Origin of the sequence: Bradyrhizobium sp. SZCCHNRI1009 (genome assembly GCF_032487575.1) — a bacterium.
Taxonomy (GTDB): domain Bacteria; phylum Pseudomonadota; class Alphaproteobacteria; order Rhizobiales; family Xanthobacteraceae; genus Bradyrhizobium.
Map to the genome: position 1 here is coordinate 14081 of NZ_JAUEUL010000028.1, position 20331 is coordinate 34411.

Below are 20331 nucleotides of genomic sequence, written 5' to 3' on the forward strand. Positions count from 1 at the left end.
TCGCACGCCACGCTGCCACGCGCGGCAAACGCTCAAACAATTTGCGGGCAGTGCACAATCTTCGGCTCTTGCGTCCAGATGTTTTAAGTCTAAAATGTTTAGGACTGAAACGTGCCGGGCGTTCTTCCCTTCAGACAGGAGCGTGTGATGGCCACTGCCGCCAAGGTTCAGCAGCCGGAGAGCGCCACTGCGCATGCGCACAGCGCTCACGTCGACACCTTCGCCCAGGACAATCTGCCGCCACGCGAGCTGTGGCCTGACTTCGTCTTCAGCCGGCCCGAATTCCAATATCCGCCGCGGCTGAACTGCGTGACGCATTTCGTCGATCGCTGGGTGACTGAGGGGCGGGGCGATGCGCCGTGCATCATCAGCGCTGACATCGGCTACACGTATCGCGAGCTGCAGGCCCTGGTGAACAGGATCGCCAACGTCCTGGTCGGCAAGCTCGGCCTCGTGCCCGGCGGCCGCGTGCTGCTCCGCTCCGCCAACAATCCGATGATGGTTGCCACCTATCTGGCCGTCATCAAGGCCGGCGGCATCGTGGTCGCCACCATGCCGCTGCTGCGCGCCAAAGAGCTGTCCTATCCGATCCAGAAGGCGCAGATCGCGCTGGCCTTGTGCGACGGCAAGCTCGCCGACGAGATGGAAAAGACCCGCCCGATCGCGCCGGCGCTGAAGCAGGTGGTCTATTGGGGCAACGGCCAGCCCAGCGCGCTGGAAGCGCTGATCGCCGATGCCAGCCCGGAGTTCACCGCAGTCGACACCGCCTCCGACGATCTCTGCTTGATCGCCTTCACTTCCGGTACGACCGGCGATCCCAAGGGCACCATGCATTTTCACCGCGACATGCTCGCAGTGTGCGACGGCTACGCCCGCAACGTGCTGCGCGCCAGCCAGAGCGACCGCTTCATCGGCACCGCACCGCTCGCCTTCACCTTCGGCTTCGGCGGCGTGCTGTTTCCGATGCATATCGGGGCATCCTATGTCGTGCTGGAAAAGACCTCGCCGGACGATCTGCTCGCGGCCATCGAGCGCACCAAGGCCACGATCTGCTTCACGGCGCCGACCGCCTATCGGGCGATGCTGAGCAAGCTCGAGGGGCGCGACATCTCCTCGCTGCGCAAATGCGTTTCCGCCGGTGAGACCCTGCCGAAGCCGACCTTCGACGCCTGGCTGAAGGCGACCGGGCTGAAGCTGATGGACGGCATCGGCTCGACCGAGATGCTGCACATCTTCATCAGCGCCATCGAGGACGAGATCCGCCCCGGCGCCACCGGCAAGCCGGTGCCGGGCTACGAGGCCAAGATCGTCGACGACGAGGGCCGCGACGTGCCGCCGGGCACGATGGGGCGGCTCGCAGTGCGCGGTCCCACCGGCTGCCGCTATCTCGCGGACGAGCGTCAGCGCAAATATGTTCAGAACGGCTGGAACGTCACCGGCGATACCTATGTGATGGATGAGGACGGCTACTTCTGGTATCAGTCGCGCTCCGATGACATGATCGTCTCGTCCGGCTACAACATCGCCGGCACCGACGTCGAGGCGGCGCTGCTGACGCACGCGGCTGTCGCCGAATGCGGCGTTGTCGGTGCTCCCGACGACGCGCGCGGCATGGTCGTGAAGGCCTATGTCGTGCTGGCGCCGGGAGCCGAAGGCACGCCGGCGCTGGTGGCCGAACTGCAGGAGCATGTCAAACGCGAGATCGCACCGTACAAATATCCGCGTGCGATCGAGTTCGTGACACAGTTGCCCAAGACCGAGACCGGCAAGCTGAAGCGCTTTGCCCTGCGGCAGCTGGCGCAAGGCGTGGCCGCGCCGCCGTCCGGCGCTGACAATCGATAAGGAGGCACAGTCGTGAGCACGACCAAGGCGCCCACGCTGGCCGTGGTGAAGCAGGATGAGGCCGAGGGCATGCGCGTGCTGCAGCCGAGCGGCTGGCCGATGCCAAAGGGCTATGCCAACGGCATCAGCGCCGAGGGGCGCATCGTCGTCACCGGCGGCGTGATCGGCTGGGACGCGAGCGAGACGCTCGCCGACGGCTTCGTCGCGCAGGTGCGGCAGGCGCTGGAAAACATCTCCGCAATCCTGGCCGAGGGCCATGCGCGTCCGGAGCACCTGGTGCGCCTGACCTGGTATGTCGTCGACATGGATGAGTATCTCGGCCATCTGAAGGAGCTTGGGAAGATCTATCGCGAGATCTTTGGCAGTCATTATCCCGCGATGGCCCTGGTGCAGGTCGTCAGGCTGGTCGAGAAGGCCGCGCGGGTGGAGATCGAGGCGACTGCGGTGGTGCCGCGCTGAGGGCGGGTGCTGCCGGCAGGGGCCCGTCTTTGATCGGTCGAATCTGGAATATGACATCGCGCTCTCGCGGCTGGTCGGCCCGAGCTTTGCTGGTCGATCACCCCCGGCGAAAATCGAGGGCGCAGGGAAGGCCGGGTGTCCACCACACCCGCGGCCCCCGTGCGATCAAAAATGCACGGGGCAGGAACCACAGGTGGGCCGAACATGCCGGCCTTCCCTGCGCGATGTTTGACGGCTTATACGTGGTCTCCCTGGTGCGCCGGGCGTTTTGGCCACCTCCGCGCGAGGCGAAGCCTCGTCGCGTTCGCGACAACGCGCGTAGCGCGTTGCGCGGGTGATACCAGCGTCGGGGTATCAGGACATCACGACTTCACCGTACGCCACGACATCACTCGTCCGCGCAACAAGCGCATGATGCAACGGCGTCCACCGCAGCCTGCCCCACGTATCGTGACGACGCGTACGCCCCTCTTCGCCGGAGCAGGTTGGGCGCAAGCATCGTCGTGATTTGCCCGACGACACAAGGCTCGAGCGCTGCGACATGGTAACGCGAAGGGCAGTCACACAGCACATCCCAGTTCGCAGGCATTGCGCTTCGTTCGTCGAACAATTGTGGTCGTCTGATGCGCCCTCTGTCGAACGATGGACGCGGGATCGCCATGTCGCGGCCACCAACCTGTTCGAGCGTGGCCGCCCAGGGGCGGATGAGAGCAGGGGGGCGGACTTGGATTGGAAACTCTTCGTGACGACGGCGCTGGCCGCCGGCATCGGCGCTGCGGCCGGCGCGCTGGCATTGGCGAGCGTCGGTGGCGGCGGCATCGAGCATCAGGCCGATGCCAAGATGCTGGAGATCGGCGTCGCCATTCTGCGCGAGCCGGCGCGGGTGGATGACGATCCGATGCGGTCGTGGGCGGCGCGCGTGGTGGAGAAGAAGTCGGGGGTGAGTTTTACGGACCAGCAGCGTGCGGCATTGTTGAAGCGGGCGGCGGGGGCAAGGTAGCTCCGCCGACGGTGCGTAGGGTGGGCAAAGGCGCGCCCGCAATGCGATTGTTTGTCCGTGTTACATGTTCGCGCCATGCCCGCCGTCTTGCGCGGATGGACTGTCGGTGGGCACGCCATCGCGCGGCTTGCGCCGCACGACGGCTTTGCCACCCTACGAATTTTCGGCGTCATGGTGAGAAGCGCAGCGACGAAGCAATCCAGAGTCCTTGCTCCACCCCTGGATTGCTTGCTTCGCTCGCAATGACGGGGTGAGAGCGGTGGCCTACTGATAGGCCGAGACGATGTCGCTCACGGCGCGCTCGAGCTGCTGGGCCGTCGCGCAGGGGCGGACGACGTTGCAGAAGGTCTGGTAGCGCGGCATCTCTGAATCGCCCCAGCCCCAGGTCATGCGGCCCTCTGGATTGAGCCACACCACGCGCTTGGCGCGCTCCGAGATCGCTTTCAGGATGTCGGCGCGCGGGGCGAGCTTGTTGCTGCGGGCATCACCCAGAATGATCACGGTGGTCTGCGGCGTCACCGAGGCCATGAACTGCTTCTCGAAATCGACCAGCGACGAGCCGTAGTCGGACGAGCCGAAGCCGACCTTGTGCATGATCTCGGCCATGGCCTCCTCGGCCGGCTTCTGCTCCAGGATCTCGCTGACCTCGATCAGGTGGCCGGAGAATGCGAACGAGCGGACATCGCTGACGACGTCGTGCAGGCTGTGGATCAGCAGCAGGAAGAAGTCCGAGACGCGGGCGACGGAGCCGGAGACGTCGCACAGCGCGACGATCTTCGGGCGGTCGCGGTGCCGTCGCTTCCACGCGGTGAGGAAGGGCACGCTGCCCCAGGCGGCGTTGCGGCGGAGCGTGCGGCGGACGTCGAGATGGCCGCGGCGCTGGCGCTTGCGCGGCTTCGCATAGCGCTCGCGCAGGCGGCGCGCGATCTGCCGGATCAGCGCCCGCATCGCCGCGACCTGGCGCGGCTCGATGCGCGAGAGCTGGGCATTGCGCAGGATCTCGTGGCGCAGATTCTCGGTCTCTTCTCGGCCGTACAGCGCCAGCGCCTGCGCGACGGCATCGCGCACGGTGTCGCGCAGGCCGTCGAGCCCGGCCTGCAGCCGCTCCGCCAATGACGGATTGGTTTCGGTGAGCGTATCCAGATCGTCGCGCAGCCGCTGGATGCCCATCGTCTCCAGCATGCGGCTGGAGAACAGGCCGCGCTGGGTGAAGTAGCGGATCTCCGACAGCCCGACGGCGCTGGACGCGTTGGCGATCGCGGCCGAGATGTCAGCCGTGTTCTGCGTCAGCAGCATCTGGGCGAGGGGCCCAAGCTCTGCATCCGCCTCGGCGCCGGCCGGCTGTCCCGATGATGGCGGAGCTGCCTGGGCCTCCTTCGACGCCGCGTCCTGCCGCGTCTCGTCATTCGCCTCGGCCTGCGCCGGATCGACATGGGCGAAGAACAGGTCGAAGCAGGCGCCGAGCGCCTTCTTCTCGTCCTCGCTCTTGGCGAGCGTCAGCAGCAGGCTGTCGCGCAGCACCGTGCGGTCGGCGAGACCGACGCTCGCCACCGCGCGCATGGCGTCGATGCTCTCGGCCGGCGAGACGTGCACGCCGGCGCCGCGCGCCGCCCGGAAGAACCGATGCAGGTTCTCCTGCATGGCGCCTACCCGAAGATGTTCTGGCGCTGCGCCTTGGCGACGAAGGTCGTCACCTGCGGCAGCGCAACCTCGATGTCCGATTCGTATTTCAGCAGCACGTTGAGCGTGTCCTTGACCACCTCGTGGCCGAGTTCAGCGGCCTGCAGCAGCACCAGCACGCGCGCCCAATCGATGGTCTCGCTCACCGAAGGCTGCTTCTTCAGGTCGAGCGTCCTGACGTCGTGGATGAAGGCCACGAGCTGCCGGCGCAGATTCTGCGCGATGCCGGGCACGCGGCTCTCGACGATGCGCTCCTCCAGCTTCTGCTCGGGGAAGCCGATGTGCAGATGCAGGCAGCGCCGCTTGAGCGCGTCGCCGAGATTGCGCTCGGAGTTGGAGGTCAGGATCACCGTCGGCGGCTTTGCGGCGGCGATGCTGCCGAGCTCGGGGATCGTAACCTGGAAATCGGAGAGGATCTCCAGCAGCAGCGATTCGAACTCGGCGTCGGATTTGTCGATCTCGTCGATCAGCAGTACGCAACCGTTTGGCTCGAGCAGCGCCTGCAGCAGCGGCCGCGGCTCGACGAACTCCTTGGAGAAGAACACGTCGCCGAAATCATGCAGCTGGCCGAGCGCGGCATGCAAGGTCTGGGCGCCGCCGAGCACCTCGCCGAGCTTGTCCTTCAGGATCTGGGTGTAGAGCAGCTGCTTGGCGTATTTCCACTCGTACAGCGCCTTGGCCTCGTCGAGACCCTCATAGCATTGCAGCCGGATCATCTTCAGGCCGCGCCAGGCGGCGATCGCCTTGGCGAGCTCGGTCTTGCCGACGCCGGCCGGCCCCTCGACCAGGATCGGCTTGTCGATCGCCTGCGACAGGTAGACGGCGGTGGCGATCTGGCGGCTGGCGATATAGCCCTGCGCGGCGAGGCCGGCTTCGACGGCCGCGATCGAGGCGATGGCTGAAGGGGAGGCCGGGGAATCAGCCACTGACGAAACTCCGTTTCCTGGTATCAGGACCCGGCGCAGATGTGATCGGCGTTCCGGTCCCTGGACGTTGGCATCAGGGCGAAAACCCTGACTTTTCCTCGCATTGTGTTATGTCCTGGCTACGCGCACCCGGCAGCCCTGTCCAGTGCGTGCGTGGGTGCCCAAGCCGCATGGCTGCCGGTCGCCAGCGGATGGACCGAGAACCTCCTCCTGTAAATCACGCCGAGCGGAATATGAACCGATCCATCCTGCATCTCCTCGTCCTGCTGGTCCTCGTGGTCGGAGGCGGCTGGATCATCGGCGCCTCCAACATGCCCGGCGCCTGGTACGGCTCGCTCAACAAGCCCTGGTTCACCCCGCCGGGCTGGCTGTTTCCGATCGCTTGGACCGTGCTCTACATCATGATTGCGGTCGCCGGCTGGCGCACCTATGAGCGGGTCGAAAGCGGCGCCGTGATGCAGGTTTGGTGGGGACAGCTGGTGCTGAACTTCGCCTGGTCGCCGGTGTTCTTCACCGCGCATCTGATGTGGGTCGCGTTCGCGATCATCGCCAGCATGTTCGTGCTGATCGTGATCTTCATCGTGATGCAATGGCGCGAGGATCGGATCGCCGCGTTGCTGTTCGTGCCCTATGCGTGCTGGGTAGGGTTTGCGTCGGTGCTGAATTTTTCGGTGAACGTGTTGAATTGAGATGAGGCGGGTTTGATGAAAGCTCGCTGTCAGATGAGAACAACGGTGCGCTCCCTCTCCCCGTTCTTACGGGGAGAGGGTTGGGGTGAGGGGCAGCCGCGCGGGGGGTGTTCGCGGATAGACCTGTACCCCCTCACCCGGATTGCATCTGACGATGCAATCCGACCTCTCAGCGCGAGCGAAGCTCGTCGCGGCCCCGCAAGCGGGGCGAGGTTGCAGCGCGCTTGCGGCTCCGAGTTCGCGTCACACCACGGGCATTCGCGGGGCCACCGCCCATGAACCTCAAGCAGCTCGAATACTTCGTCCAGGTCGCCGAGCTCGGCTCGTTCAGCAAGGCCGCGTCCGTGCTCGACGTGGCGCAGCCGGCGCTGTCGCGGCAGGTGCGGGCGCTGGAATCGGAATTGAAGCAGCAGCTGTTCGCGCGCAACGGGCGCGGCGTCGAACTGACTGAAGCGGGGAAGCGGCTGCTCGACCACAGCGTCGGCGTGCTGCAGCTGGTGGCGCATGCGCGCGAGGATCTCGGCGCCAGCCGCGATGCGCCGGTCGGCCGCGTCACCATCGGCCTGCCGCCGAGCATCGCGCGGCAATTGACCTTGCCGCTGATCGACCGCTTCCGGAAGGAATATCCGGCCGCGCGCCTCGCCGTGGTCGAGGGCCTGTCGACGCATGTGGTCGAGTGGGTCACCACGGGCCGCATCGATGTCGGCATGGTCTACAATCCGGAAGCCCAGGCCGGCATCGAGATCACGCCGGTGCTGCAGGAGCCGCTCGCCCTCGTCAGCCACGCGCCGAAGGGCAAGCGCCGCGTCACCGCGCCGCTGCCGATGGCCGAGCTGTCGCGCTACAGCCTGATCATGCCGGAGCGGGTGCACGCGATGCGGCGCCTGCTGGAGACGCAGGCCGCGCTCGCCGGGATCAAGCTCGACATCGCCTGGGAGGTATCGAGCGTGCCCTCGATCATCGATCTCGTCTGCGCCGGCTACGGCCACGCGGTGCTGACCCCGAGCGGCGTCGCCGCCTCGGGCCGCGCCGGCGAGCTCGCGATCCGGCCGCTGACCGAGCCGGCCCCGACAAGCGTGCTGTGCTTCGTCACTTCGGCGCACAAGCGCCCAACGCCGCTGGCGCAGCAGACGATCAAGCTGGCGACCGCGTTGATCAGGAAGCTGCCGCGCTGAGCGCTGCGTCAGTTCGGTTCGGGCGGTGCCTTTGTCCCCTGGAGGTTCAAGGCGGGCATGTGAAGATATCGGACTCCTGGGACGAGCAACCCCGCCAGTGAGTTACTCCGTCATGCCCGGGCTCGTCCCGGGCATCCACGTCATTCCCAGGATGCCGACCAACGTCGATGGCCGGGACAAGCCCGGCCCTGACGACTTGGAGACACGCGAGCGCAAAGCTCCGATCTTCAAGTGTAGCAGCGTCGCCTGGGGAGCAAGTGTAGCAGCGTCGCCTGGGGAGGTGGAGGTGTGAGCCTCGACGTTGCGCCCAAGCGGCTGTGGCGGCCTCTCCAGACCCATTCTAAATTCAGCATGGCTCATGTGATATCTTATGCCGTTTCGGAATAGCTGATAGAAGCCGCCGGGCGCTGGTGCGCGCTGTCCCTGTCCGTCACATAGCCTGTCAAGCTGCCGAAGCTGCAAGACCCGACCACGCGAGGAACGGGCGTCTGCGGACCTCGGTTGATGCGCCAGAACAGCACCCCAAGGAAGCAGAAGCGATGCCAACGACCGCCCGTGTCGACGTCCAGGCCTTTCTCGACGACCACCCGTTTTCCGGCTTCCAGTGGCTGATCTTCGCGCTCGGCTTCGTCATCGTGCTGCTCGACGGCTTCGACACCGCGGCGATCGGCTTCATCGCGCCGTCGCTCCTGAAGGAGTGGGGCATCGAGAAGTCGGCGCTGGGACCGGTGCTGAGCGCGGCGCTGTTCGGCCTTGCCGGCGGGGCGCTGTTCGCAGGGCCTATCGCCGATCGTCTCGGCCGCAAGCTGGTGCTGGTCGGCTCCGTGCTGATCTTCGGCATCGCCTGTCTTGCCTCGGCGTTCGCGAGCAACCTCACCGAGCTCACCGTGCTCCGCTGCGTCACCGGTATCGGCCTCGGTGCCGCCATGCCGAATGCCGTGACCCTGCTCAGCGAGTATTGCCCGGGCCGGCTGCGCGCGACCATGACCAATTTGATGTTCTGCGGCTTTCCGCTGGGCGCGGCATGCGGCGGCTTTCTCGCGGCGTGGATGATCCCGCAATGGGGCTGGCGCAGCGTGCTGGTGCTCGGCGGCGTCACCCCGCTGGTGCTGACGGTGCTGCTGATCGCGATCCTGCCGGAATCGGTGCATTACCTGTTGTCGCGAGGCGCCAGTGTGGAGCGTGTCCGTAAGGTCATGCGCAGGGTCTCTTCTGCCGCCTCCGAAGTCGGCCAGTTCGTGATGCTGGAGCCGGAGCATGCCGAGACCACCCGGCGCGTCAATGCCACCGGCATCGGCATGGTGCTGTCGCCGGTGCTGCGTGTGGGCTCGCTGATGCTGTGGGTCACCTATTTCATGGGCCTGGTGATCTTCTATTCGCTGATCAACTGGATGCCGATCCTGTTCAAGGATGTCGGGCTGAACCCGCAGACCGCGACCTTGATCTCGGCGCTGTTCCCGCTCGGCGGCGTCGGGGCGGTGTTCTTCGGCCTGCTGATGGACCGCTTCAACGCCAACCGCATCGTCGCGGTCGGCTATGCGCTGACGGCGGTCACGATCTTCCTTATCGGGCAGGCGGCCGGCAACATGGGCTTCCTGGTGGTGATCGTGTTCGTCGCCGGCGTGGTCATGAACACGGCGCAGTCGTCGCTGCCGGCGCTGGCCGCGGCGTTCTATCCGACCCAGGGCCGCGCCACCGGTGTCGCCTGGATGATGGGCATCGGTCGCTTCGGCGGTATCGCCGGGTCGTTCCTGGTCGCCGAATTGACCGCGCGGCACCTGACCTTCAGCGAGATTTTCACCGTGATCGCAGTTCCCGGCTTGATCGCGGCGCTCGCCCTTGTGGTAAAGCAGGTCGTGGGACCGGGAGGCCGCGCCAGCGGCAAGGATGTCGGCGCCCCCGTGGCGGCGCATTGAAGGCGCTAGCTGGCTCGCGAGACAATCTGAGGGAGAGACTGACGTGATCATCGACGTGCACGGCCATTACACGACGGCTCCGAAGGCGCTCGAAGAGTGGCGCAACCGGCAGATCGCGGGCATCAAGGATCCCTCCGTCATGCCCAAGGCGTCGGAGCTTTCGATCAGCGACGACGAGCTGCGCGAGAGCATCGAGAGCAACCAGCTCAAGAAGATGAAGGAGCGCGGCAGCGACCTCACCGTGTTCTCGCCGCGCGCGAGCTTCATGGCCCACCATATCGGCGACTTCCAGGTGTCCTCGACCTGGGCTGGGATCTGCAACGAGCTCTGCTACCGCGTCAGCAAGCTGTTCCCGGACAATTTCATCGGCGTCGCCATGCTGCCGCAGTCGCCGGGCGTGGACCCCAAGACCTGCATTCCCGAACTCGAGAAGTGCATCAAGGAGTACGGCTTCGTCGGCATCAATTTGAACCCGGACCCGTCCGGCGGCCACTGGACCTCGCCGCCGCTGTCGGACCGGCACTGGTATCCGATCTACGAGAAGATGGTCGAGCTCGACATCCCCGCGATGATCCACGTCTCGACCAGCTGCAATGCCTGCTTCCACACCACCGGCGCGCATTATCTCAACGCCGACACCACCGCGTTCATGCAGTGCCTGACGTCGGACCTGTTCAAGGACTTCCCGACCCTGAAGTTCCTGATCCCGCATGGCGGCGGCGCGGTGCCGTATCACTGGGGCCGGTTCCGCGGCCTCGCCCAGGAGCTGAAGAAGCCGCTGTTGAAGGACCATCTGCTCAACAACATCTTCTTCGACACCTGCGTCTATCACCAGCCGGGCATCGACCTCCTGACCGGCGTGATCCCGATCGACAACATCCTGTTCGCGTCGGAAATGATCGGCGCCGTCCGCGGCATCGATCCGGAGACCGGCTTCTACTACGACGACACCAAGCGCTACATCGAGGCCGCCAAGCTGACCCCAGAGCAGCGCCACCAGATCTACGAAGGCAATGCGCGGCGCGTGTTCCCGCGTCTCGACGCCGCGTTGAAGGCCAAGGGCAAGTAATCTAAAGGGCAGGCGATATGAGCACCCCCATGAACAATCTCGGCATCGTCAAGACGAAGATCAACCGCGCCGACAAGGCGGCGGTGGAGAAGCTGTCGAAGTTCGGCGTCGCCACCATCCACGAGGCGATGGGCCGCGTCGGCCTGATGCAATGCTACATGCGCCCGATCTATCCGACGGCGAAGATGTGCGGCACGGCCGTCACGGTGCTGCTGCAGCCCGGCGACAACTGGATGCTGCATGTCGCGGCCGAGCAGATCCAGCCCGGCGACGTCGTCGTCGCGGCCTGCACGGTCGAGAACACCGACGGCTTCTTCGGCGATCTCCTGGCGACCAGCTTCCGCGCCCGCGGCGCGCAGGGCCTCGTCATCGACGGCGGCGTCCGTGACGTCGCCGATCTCACCGACATGCAGTTCCCGGTGTTCTCGCGCGCGATCTCCGCGCGCGGCACGGTCAAGGCGACGCTCGGCTCGGTCAACATTCCGATCGTCTGCGCCGGCGCAGCCGTCAATCCCGGCGACGTGATTGTCGCCGATGTCGACGGCATCGTCGTGGTGCCGGCTGCTGTCGCGCACCAGGCGGCGGACGCGGCCGCGGCGCGCGAGGCCAACGAGGCCGACAAGCGCGAGAAGCTGGCGTCGGGCGTGCTTGGCCTCGACATGTACAAGATGCGCGAGCCGCTGGCGAAGGCCGGGCTCAAATACGTCGATTGAGCAGCGATGACCGCGGCGTCGAACCAGTGGCATGTCGGGCTGATCGGCTACGGCGAGGTCGGCAAGATCCTCGCCGAGGATCTGCGCAAGGACGGCGTGCGTGTCTCGGCCTATGATGTGAAGCTTGCCGACAGCCGCGGCGACGCCATGCGCAGCCATGCCGACGGCATCGGCGTGACGCTCGCGGCCTCGCATGCCGAACTGGCGGCGCAGGCCGACTTCATCGTCTCGGCAGTGACCGCCAGCCAGGACGTGGCGGTGGCGGAAGCCTGCGCTCCGAAGATCAAAACAGGCGCGTGGTTCCTCGACTTCAACTCGGCTTCGCCCGGCGCCAAGCAGCGCGCGGCCGCGTTGATCGACGGCGCCGGCGGCCGCTATGTCGAAGGCGCGGTGATGACCTCGGTGCCGCCCTATCGCATCAAGGTGCCGCTGCTGCTGGGAGGCGCCGGCGCGCGCGAGCTGGCGCCGCTGCTCAACGATCTGGGCTTTGCCGCGAAGCCCGCCAGCGACAAGCTCGGCGTGGCCTCGGCCACAAAGATGTGCCGCAGCATCATGATCAAGGGCCTGGAGGCGATGGTGATCGAGAGCTTCACCACCGCCCGCGCCTATGGCGTCGAGGACGCGGTGCTGGCCTCGCTGAAGGAGACCTTTCCCGGGATCGACTGGGAGAAGCAGGGCGCCTATTTCTTTCAGCGGGTCATCGAGCATGGCCGCCGCCGCGCCGAGGAGGTGAGGGAGGTGGCCGAGACCGTACGCGACATCGGGCTGACGCCGTGGTCGGCGGAAGGCACCGCCGAGCGCCAGGCCTGGGTCGCCGATCTCGCCGATGACGGCCTGTTCGGCACGCGCGGCACCAAGGAATTCGCGCGCAGCCCGGACTGGCGCACCGAGGCCGATCGTATCATCAACAAGATCAAGTCCAAGGAGTAGGGAACCTCATGGAGTTCCAGAAGACCCCGGGATGGCTCGACTGGTACGACGGCCCGTCGAAGCCGCGCTTCAAGGTGCCGGCCGGCAGCGTCGACGCGCATTGCCACGTGTTCGGCCCTGGCGCCGAATTCCCCTATGCGCCCGAGCGCAAGTACACGCCCTGCGACGCCTCCAAGCAGCAGCTCTACGCGCTGCGCGACCATCTCGGCTTCGCCCGCAACGTCGTGGTGCAGGCGACCTGCCACGGTGCCGACAACCGCGCGATGGTCGATGCGCTGGCGCATTCGAACGGCAAGGCGCGCGGTGTCGCCACCGTCAAGCGCAGCGTCACCGACGCCGAGTTGCAGGCGATGCACGACGCCGGCGTGCGCGGCGTCCGCTTCAACTTCGTCAAGCGCCTGGTCGACTTCACGCCGAAGGACGAGTTGATCGAGATCGCCAACCGCATCAACAAGCTCGGCTGGCACGTCGTGATCTATTTCGAAGCCGTCGACCTGCCCGAGCTGTGGGACTTCTTCACGTCGCTGCCGACCACCGTCGTCGTCGACCACATGGGTCGTCCTGACGTGACCAAGCCGGTCGATGGCCCGGAGTTCGAGCTGTTCGTGAAGTTCATGCGCGAGCATTCCAACGTCTGGTCCAAGGTGAGCTGCCCGGAGCGTCTCTCGGTCAAGGGACCGCCAGCGCTGAACGGCGAGCAGAACGCCTATCGCGACGTGGTGCCGTTTGCGAAGCGCATCGTCGAGACTTTCCCGGATCGCGTGCTGTGGGGCACCGACTGGCCGCACCCGAACCTCAAGGACCACATGCCCGATGACGGCCTGCTGGTCGACTTCATTCCCCACATCGCCGTCACCGCGGAGCTGCAGCAGAAGCTCCTGGTCGACAATCCGATGCGGCTGTACTGGCCCGAAGAATCCTGAAGGAGGGAAGCGATGTCGCTCGACAAACCCTATACCGACGTTCCCGGCACGACCATCTTCGACGCGGACATGTCGCGGATGGGCTATCACCTCAACCAGTTCTGCATGTCGCTGATGAAGGCGGAGAACCGCGCCCGCTTCAAGGCCAACGAGCGCGCCTATCTCGACGAATGGCCGATGAGCGAGGAGCAGAAGCAGGCCGTGCTCGACCGCGACCTCAACCGCTGCATTGCGCTTGGTGGCAACATCTACTTCCTCGCCAAGATCGGCGCGACCGACGGCAAGAGCTTTCAGCAAATGGCCGGCAGCATGACCGGCATGACTGAAGACCAGTATCGCGAGATGATGATCAAGGGCGGCCGCTCGGTTGAGGGCAACCGCTACACCGGGGAGAAGAAGTAAATGGCAAAAATCTCCGCAAGCGTTTTCACCTCGCACGTGCCGGCGATCGGCGCCGCCCTCGACCTCGGCAAGACCGGCGAGGATTATTGGAAGCCGGTGTTCGCCGGCTACGATTTCGCCAAGCAGTGGGAGAAGGAGCAGAAGCCGGACGTGGTGTTCCTGGTCTTCAACGACCACGCGACCGCCTTCAGCCTGGACATGATTCCCACGTTCGCGATCGGCACCGCAGCCGAATATCAGCCGGCCGACGAGGGCTGGGGGCCGCGCCCGGTGCCCAAGGTGATCGGACATCCGAAGCTCGCCGCGCATATCGCGCAGTCGGTGATCCAGGACGATTTCGATCTCACCATCGTCAACAAGATGGATGTCGACCACGGCCTCACCGTGCCGCTCAGCCTCGTGTTCGGCCAGGTCGATGCCTGGCCGTGTCCGGTGATCCCGTTCGCCGTCAACGTCGTGCAATATCCGGTGCCGTCGGGCCGCCGCTGCTTCATGCTGGGCAAGGCGATCCGCAAGGCGATCGAGAGCTATGACGAGCCGCTCAACGTGCAGATCTGGGGCACCGGTGGCATGAGCCACCAGCTGCAGGGTCCGCGCGCCGGCCTGATCAACCGGGAATGGGACAACGCCTTCCTCGACAAGCTGATCAACGATCCCGAAGGCCTGTCCAAGGTGCCGCATATCGACTACGTCCGAGAGGCCGGCAGCGAGGGCATCGAGCTCGTGATGTGGCTGATCGCGCGCGGCGCCATGAGCGACGTCAACGAGACCAAGAAGGGCAACGCGCCGACCGTGCGCCACCGCTTCTATCATGTGCCGGCCAGCAACACCGCGGTCGGCCATCTCATCCTGGAGAACAACTAAATGGCCAAGACGATCAAGGTCGCGCTCGCCGGCGCCGGCGCCTTCGGCATCAAGCATCTCGACGGCATCAAGAACATCGATGGCGTCGAGGTGGTGTCGCTGGTCGGCCGCCGCTTCGACCAGACCAAGGAAGTCGCCGACAAATACGGCATCAAGCACGTCGCGACTGAGCTCGCCGACAGCCTCAAGCTGCCGGAGGTCGACGCCGTCATTCTCTGCACGCCGACGCAGATGCACGCTGCGCAGGCGATCGACTGCCTCAAGGCCGGCAAGCACGTGCAGGTCGAGATTCCGCTCGCCGACTCCTTGAAGGACGCCCAGCAGGTCGTCGAGCTGCAGAAGGAGACCGGCTTGGTTGCGATGTGCGGCCACACCCGCCGCTTCAATCCGAGCCACCAGTTCGTGCACAAGAAGATCAAGGCCGGCGAATTTCACATCCAGCAGATGGATGTGCAGACCTACTTCTTCCGCCGCACCAATATGAATGCGCTGGGCCAGCCGCGCAGCTGGACGGACCATCTGCTGTGGCACCACGCCGCGCACACCGTCGACCTGTTCGCCTACCAGGCGGGCTCGCCGATCGTGAAGGCCAATGCGATCCAGGGGCCGATCCATCCGACCTTGGGCATCGCGATGGACATGTCGATCCAGCTCAAGGCCGCCAATGGCGCGATCTGCACCTTGTCGCTGTCGTTCAACAATGACGGCCCGCTCGGTACCTTCTTCCGCTACATCGGCGACACCGGCACCTACATCGCGCGCTACGACGATCTGGTGAACGGCAAGGAGGAGAAGATCGACGTCTCCAAGGTCGATGTCTCCATGAACGGCATCGAGCTGCAGGACCGCGAGTTCTTCGCCGCGATCCGCGAGGGCCGCGAGCCCAACGCGTCCGTTGCCCAGGTGCTGCCCTGCTACCAGGTGCTGCACGACCTCGACGCGCAGCTCGCGAAGGGCTGAGCCGATTCCCTCCTCGCGTCTCGGCGCGCGGGGAGGGGACCCTCGGCGGCGCCTGGAAGATCCGCCGACGAGCGTTGCACTCGTATGGCGGCTTCGCTTACCATCGGCTTCAGCAAGATGAGGCCGCCCTTGACCGTGCAATCGCCGCAACCGTTCCAGACCGAAAGCTTTACCGACGCGGCCGCCGCGGTGGCCCGGCTCGAGGAGATCTACGAGCGCAACACGGCGTTTCTGCGCGGCCATTTCGAGGCCTATGCCAACGGCCTCGTGCCGGCGACACGGATCCGCGCCACCTATCCCTTCGTGCGGCTGACGACCGCAAGTCATGCCCGGCTCGACTCGCGTCTGGCCTATGGCTTCGTCGCAGGGCCCGGCGTGCACGAGACCAGCGTGACGCGGCCAGACCTGTTCCGTTCGTATCTCACCGAGCAGATCCGTCTGCTGGTGGAGAACCACGGCATGCCGGTCGAGATCGGCGAGTCGGCCGAGCCGATCCCGGTGCATTTCGCCTATCGCCGCGACATCAACATCGAGACGGCGCTTCCGCACCATGAGAGCCCGTTGGTGACGCGCTCGCTGCGCGACGTGTTCGACGCTCCGGATCTCGCGACCATGGACGATGCGATCGCCGACGGCACGCTCGAGCTGAAGCCCGGCATGCCGGAGCCGCTGTCGCTGTTCCGCGCCGCGCGCGTCGACTACTCGCTGCGTCGGCTCTATCACTACACCGGGACCGACCCGGACCATTTCCAGAATTTCGTGATCTTCACGAACTATCAGTTCTATGTCGACGCCTTCGCCGATTGGGGCCGCCAGCAGCTGGCGGCCGCGCAGGGGGCAGCCGAGGCCTTCGTCGAGCCGGGCAATGTGATCACGCGAACCGCGCGGCTCGGCGGCGGAACCACGGGCTCCGCGCCGGCGCGCACGCCACAGATGCCGGCGCTTCATCTGGTCGAGCCAGGCCATCAGGGGATCACACTGATCAACATCGGCACCGGCCCGTCGAATGCGCGCAACGTCACTGACCACATTGCGGTGCTGCGGCCGCATGCCTGGCTGATGGTCGGCCACTGCGCGGGACTGCGCAACACTCAGCGGCTCGGCGACTACGTCCTCGCGCACGGCTACGTCCGCGAGGACCACGTGCTCGACCAGGAGCTGCCGCCCTGGGTGCCGATCCCCGCGCTGGCCGAGGTGCAGGTCGCGCTCGAAGAGGCCGTGGAGACGGTGACCGGCTATTCCGGCTTTGAGCTGAAGCGGGTGATGCGGACCGGCACGGTGGCCAGCGTCGATAACCGCAATTGGGAGATCTCCGGCCCTGGGGTGATCCGCCGCTTGTCGCAGTCGCGCGCCGTCGCGCTCGACATGGAGTCCGCCGCCATCGCCGCCAACGGCTATCGCTTCCGCGTGCCCTACGGCACCTTGCTCTGCGTCTCCGACAAGCCGCTGCATGGCGAGATCAAGCTCGCCGGCATGGCCGGCGACTTCTACCGGCAGCGCGTCGGCCAGCATCTCCAGATCGGGCTGAAGGCGCTGGAGCTGCTGAAGCACCAGGAGTCGGAGCGGCTGCATTCGCGCAAGCTGCGCAGCTTCGCGGAAGTCGCCTTTCAGTAGCGGTCTGCGACCGCCGTCGATCAGCGGTTGCGGCGCTCGTCGAACGCCTGACGCGCCTGCTCGACTTCCGGCATCTTGGCGATGGTCCAGGCATAGAGCGCGCGGAACGGCGGCTGCAGGGTCCGGCCGAGCGGCGTGATCTCGTACTGGACCGCGACCGGCGAGTCCGCGATCACCTCTCGCGCAACGAGGCCGTTGCGCTCGAGCCGGCGCAGGCATTGCGTCAGCGCCTTCTGGGTGACGCCCTCGAGCTGCTTCTTGACTGCGTTGAAGCGCAACGGCCCGCCGTCCAGCACGGCCAGCACCATCATCGACCATTTGTCGGCGATCTGGTCGATCAGCACCCGGCTCGGGCACTCCGACGAGAAGTGCTGCGGCTTGCAGCGGAGCGGGGCGGTCTCTGATGTCGACGCGACGGTCACGACGCGGTTTCCTCTGATATACCTGAGCGACTTCGGGTGCCTGATTGACTTCAGGTTTACGAAGTATACTGGAGCGGTTCCGAACGCAATGGAGCCCTCTGAATGTCCGACCTCGATACCAGCGTGCTGTTTCGTCCGTTTCGCCTGAAGTCGCTGGAGCTGAAGAACCGCATCGTCATGGCGCCGATGACCCGCAACGCGGCGCCGAATGGCGTTCCCGGCGAGGCCAATGCCGCTTATTACCGTCGCCGCGCCGAAGGCGGCGTGGGGCTGATCCTGACCGAGGGCACTGTCGTTAACCGTCCGGCCTCGCGCAACGAGCCCAATATTCCCTTCTTCCACGGTGACGCAGCCCTGGCCGGCTGGCGGAGCGTGGCGAGCGCCGTACACGCGGCCGGCGGCCGCATCGCGCCACAGATCTGGCACACCGGCTCGACCAAGGGCATGAGCCGCTGGGAGCCTGATGCGCCGGTCGAGAGCCCGTCCGGGCTGGTTGCGCCTGGCAAGCCGCGCGGCAACGCGATGACCGAGAACGACATCGCCGACACCGTCGCCGCATTCGCGCAGGCCGCGGCCGACGCCAAGCGCACCGGCTTCGACACCGTCGAGATCCACGGTGCGCACGGCTATCTGATCGACGAGTTCTTCTGGTCCGGCACCAACCAGCGCGAGGATCGCTATGGCGGCGCCAGCATCAAGGAGCGCTCGCGCTTCGCCGGCGAAATCGTCGCCGCGATCCGCAAGGCGGTGGGGCCGGATTTTCCGATCATCCTGCGCGTCAGCCAGTGGAAGCAGCAGGACTATGCGGCGCGCCTCGCAGAGACGCCGGCGCTGATGGCCGACTGGCTGCAGCCGCTGGTCGCGGCCGGCGTCGACATCCTGCACTGCTCGCAGCGCCGTTTCTGGGAGCCGGAATTCCCGGACGTCGACGGCGAGAAGGGCCTGAACTTCGCCGGCTGGGCCAAGAAGATCACGGGCGCCGCGACCATCAGCGTCGGCTCGGTCGGCCTGTCCGACGAGTTCTTCTCGGCGTTCGCCGGCAAGCCGTCGACGACAGCCGATCTCGATGCGCTGCTGGAGCGCATGGCCAAGGAGGAGTTCGACCTGATCGCAGTCGGCCGCGCGCTGATCAGCGATGCCGAATGGGTCGCCAAGATCAAGTCCGGCGACAAGGCCGGCCTGAAGGGCTTCAGCGCGGCGGATCTCGGCGCGCTGGTGTGAGCTGTGTCGCGGCTCCTTCATCCAGTCTGTTCGCGTCCTCCTTTCGCAGAGCAGGCTATCTGCGCTGTTAGTTGAGTTCGAGTAGTCGCTACGAGCCCGGTGCACCCTCTCCCACAAGGGGAATGGGTGCACCGCCGTTGTCGCTCGTTCGTCCTTCCTCTCGACGAAGTGGAACGCTTGTTGTTGTCTCGTGAGGGGCAGTCACCTTGCGCCTTGCTCGACTGAGCTTGCAACCCCCGCAACTAATGCACCGTCAGCTCCAGGTACATCGGGCTGCGGAAGGTCGATGACGGCATCCAGGGCAGTTGCTCCTGGGTGCGGCGATAGTCCGGCACGACCTTGTGCAGCTCGTCGAACGCGATCCTGATCGCCATGCGCGCGATCGCCGATCCCAGGCAGGCATGCACGCCGCCGCCGAAGCCGAGGTGGCCGCGCGGCTTGCGCGTGATGTCGTAGACGTCGGGATTGGGAAACTGCCGCTCGTCGCGATTGGCGGAGCCGTAGGCGAGGCAGACGAAATCGCCCTCGCGCATGGTCTGGCCGTGCAGGGTGAGATCCTTCTGCAGGCAGCGGCGGAAACGCTGCGCCGAGGTGTTGAAGCGCAGCGACTCCTCCACGGCGTCCGCCAGCAGATCGGGATTGGCGACGACCGCACGGCGGGCGTCGTCGTGATCGGCGAGATTGTACGCCAGCATCGTCATGAAGCCGCCGAGAGACTCGATGCCGGCCATGATCAGCGTGGTCGTCGTCAGCAGCACCTCGCGCTCGTCGAGCTTGTCGCCGTCGATCTCGGCCATGCTGAAATGCGAGATCAGATCGTTCTGCGGCCGCGCCCGGCGCTCCGCGATGATGCCGGCCGCATAGTCCTGCATCCAGTTGTAGGCTGCGATGTGCTGCGGTCCCTTGGCGCGGCTCACCGGATCGCTCTGCACCATCAGCACCGCCTTGTCGCGCACCGTCTGCTCGTCGCCGAGCGGCAGGCCGAGCGCGGCGAACAGCACGCGCACCGTGAACTTCGACGAGAAGGCGTCGATGAAGTCGAACCGGTCCTGGCCGCGCAGCGCCTCGGCGCTGTCGCGCGCGATGTCGCGGATCGGGCCGGACAGGCTCTCCAGATTGCGCTTCATGAAGGCATGCTGGACGAGGCCACGCAGCCGGTCATGGCGCGGCGGATCGGTGGTGCCGAGCGTCGCGCCGGCGCGGTTCGGCAGCTCGGTCATCAGGTTGCCCTTGGCCGACGAATAGGTCTGCCAGTTCGTGCCCGCCGCTGCCACGTCGGCATAGCGCGACAGGATCCACATCTGGGCTTGCTGGCTCCAGAAGCAGGGGTGCTCGTCGCGCAGCGTCTTGTAGAACGGGAACGGGTCGGCATCGACCGCCGGCGAATACGGGTCGAACGTGAACATGTCGGGCCTCCTCTCCATTGAGTGTGGTCGTTGTTGTTCTTTTCACTGATCTAGCCGAGCCGTGGCCGCGGCGTGAGACACGAAAGCCGGTCAAGACTTGTACTTTTCCGACATTCGGGG

The 20331-nt window shown here is 65.9% G+C and carries 19 protein-coding genes; 15 read left to right on the forward strand and 4 right to left on the reverse strand.

Annotation, left to right across the window (positions count from 1 at the left end):
• Positions 1-147 precede the first annotated feature (147 nt).
• The 3 genes from QX010_RS29590 to QX010_RS29600 all read left to right on the forward strand — a co-directional run bounded on the left by QX010_RS29590 (position 148) and on the right by QX010_RS29600 (position 3301).
• Complete coding sequence (locus QX010_RS29590; protein WP_316183229.1) at positions 148-1842, forward strand: benzoate-CoA ligase family protein; 1695 nt, start codon at positions 148-150, stop codon at positions 1840-1842.
• A 12-nt stretch (positions 1843-1854) separates the two neighbouring features.
• Positions 1855-2301 carry a RidA family protein gene (locus QX010_RS29595; protein ID WP_315802423.1) on the forward strand — a complete coding sequence of 149 codons (447 nt, stop codon included), beginning with the start codon at positions 1855-1857 and terminating at the stop codon, positions 2299-2301.
• A gap of 724 nt (positions 2302-3025) precedes the next feature.
• The gene (locus QX010_RS29600) at positions 3026-3301 is read left to right on the forward strand and encodes a hypothetical protein (protein WP_316183230.1); all 276 of its coding nucleotides are present in this window, start codon (positions 3026-3028) and stop codon (positions 3299-3301) included.
• A 264-nt stretch (positions 3302-3565) separates the two neighbouring features.
• On the opposite strand, the gene QX010_RS29605 is transcribed toward QX010_RS29600, so the two are convergent.
• The gene (locus QX010_RS29605; RefSeq protein WP_316183231.1) at positions 3566-4942 is read right to left on the reverse strand and encodes a vWA domain-containing protein; all 1377 of its coding nucleotides are present in this window, start codon (positions 4940-4942) and stop codon (positions 3566-3568) included.
• A gap of 5 nt (positions 4943-4947) precedes the next feature.
• Positions 4948-5907, reverse strand: coding sequence for a MoxR family ATPase (locus tag QX010_RS29610; RefSeq protein WP_315802426.1), 960 nt, complete (start codon positions 5905-5907; stop codon positions 4948-4950).
• Between the two features lie 275 nt (positions 5908-6182).
• Between QX010_RS29610 and QX010_RS29615 the strand changes: the two genes are divergently transcribed.
• The 11 genes from QX010_RS29615 (at position 6183) to QX010_RS29665 (ending at position 17162) form a co-directional block, all read left to right on the forward strand.
• Complete coding sequence (locus tag QX010_RS29615; protein WP_315802546.1) at positions 6183-6596, forward strand: TspO/MBR family protein; 414 nt, start codon at positions 6183-6185, stop codon at positions 6594-6596.
• Between the two features lie 275 nt (positions 6597-6871).
• Positions 6872-7771 carry a LysR substrate-binding domain-containing protein gene (locus tag QX010_RS29620; protein WP_315802427.1) on the forward strand — a complete coding sequence of 300 codons (900 nt, stop codon included), beginning with the start codon at positions 6872-6874 and terminating at the stop codon, positions 7769-7771.
• Between the two features lie 539 nt (positions 7772-8310).
• Positions 8311-9687, forward strand: coding sequence for an MFS transporter (locus QX010_RS29625; protein WP_316183232.1), 1377 nt, complete (start codon positions 8311-8313; stop codon positions 9685-9687).
• 43 nt (positions 9688-9730) lie between these two features.
• Positions 9731-10756, forward strand: a complete 1026-nt coding sequence (locus QX010_RS29630) for an amidohydrolase family protein (protein ID WP_316183233.1) — start codon at positions 9731-9733, stop codon at positions 10754-10756.
• Between the two features lie 29 nt (positions 10757-10785).
• Positions 10786-11469 (forward strand): 4-carboxy-4-hydroxy-2-oxoadipate aldolase/oxaloacetate decarboxylase, encoded by a 684-nt coding sequence (gene ligK, locus QX010_RS29635; protein WP_316183234.1) that lies wholly within the window; start codon positions 10786-10788, stop codon positions 11467-11469.
• A gap of 6 nt (positions 11470-11475) precedes the next feature.
• Entirely contained in the window at positions 11476-12399 is a 924-nt protein-coding gene (locus tag QX010_RS29640) for a DUF1932 domain-containing protein (protein ID WP_316183235.1), read from the forward strand.
• An 8-nt stretch (positions 12400-12407) separates the two neighbouring features.
• Entirely contained in the window at positions 12408-13322 is a 915-nt protein-coding gene (locus tag QX010_RS29645; RefSeq protein ID WP_316183236.1) for an amidohydrolase family protein, read from the forward strand.
• Between the two features lie 12 nt (positions 13323-13334).
• Entirely contained in the window at positions 13335-13724 is a 390-nt protein-coding gene (gene ligA, locus QX010_RS29650; protein WP_257168873.1) for a protocatechuate 4,5-dioxygenase subunit alpha, read from the forward strand.
• Positions 13725-14588 carry a class III extradiol dioxygenase subunit beta gene (locus QX010_RS29655; RefSeq protein WP_316183237.1) on the forward strand — a complete coding sequence of 288 codons (864 nt, stop codon included), beginning with the start codon at positions 13725-13727 and terminating at the stop codon, positions 14586-14588. It begins immediately after the preceding gene.
• Entirely contained in the window at positions 14589-15548 is a 960-nt protein-coding gene (locus tag QX010_RS29660) for a Gfo/Idh/MocA family oxidoreductase (protein WP_316183238.1), read from the forward strand.
• 117 nt (positions 15549-15665) lie between these two features.
• Positions 15666-17162: an AMP nucleosidase gene (locus QX010_RS29665; protein ID WP_315802547.1), complete on the forward strand. Its 1497-nt coding sequence runs from the start codon at positions 15666-15668 to the stop codon at positions 17160-17162.
• 20 nt (positions 17163-17182) lie between these two features.
• Here QX010_RS29665 and QX010_RS29670 read toward each other — a convergent pair whose 3' ends face one another.
• On the reverse strand, positions 17183-17506 hold the full coding sequence (locus QX010_RS29670; protein WP_410051991.1) for a winged helix-turn-helix transcriptional regulator: 324 nt from the start codon (positions 17504-17506) through the stop codon (positions 17183-17185).
• A gap of 180 nt (positions 17507-17686) precedes the next feature.
• On the opposite strand from QX010_RS29670, the gene QX010_RS29675 reads away from it, so the two are divergent.
• The gene (locus QX010_RS29675; protein WP_316183240.1) at positions 17687-18805 is read left to right on the forward strand and encodes an NADH:flavin oxidoreductase; all 1119 of its coding nucleotides are present in this window, start codon (positions 17687-17689) and stop codon (positions 18803-18805) included.
• 242 nt (positions 18806-19047) lie between these two features.
• Here the strand turns inward: QX010_RS29675 and QX010_RS29680 are convergent, their stop codons facing one another.
• Positions 19048-20211, reverse strand: coding sequence for a cytochrome P450 (locus QX010_RS29680; RefSeq protein WP_316183241.1), 1164 nt, complete (start codon positions 20209-20211; stop codon positions 19048-19050).
• Between the last annotated feature and the right edge of the window lie 120 nt (positions 20212-20331).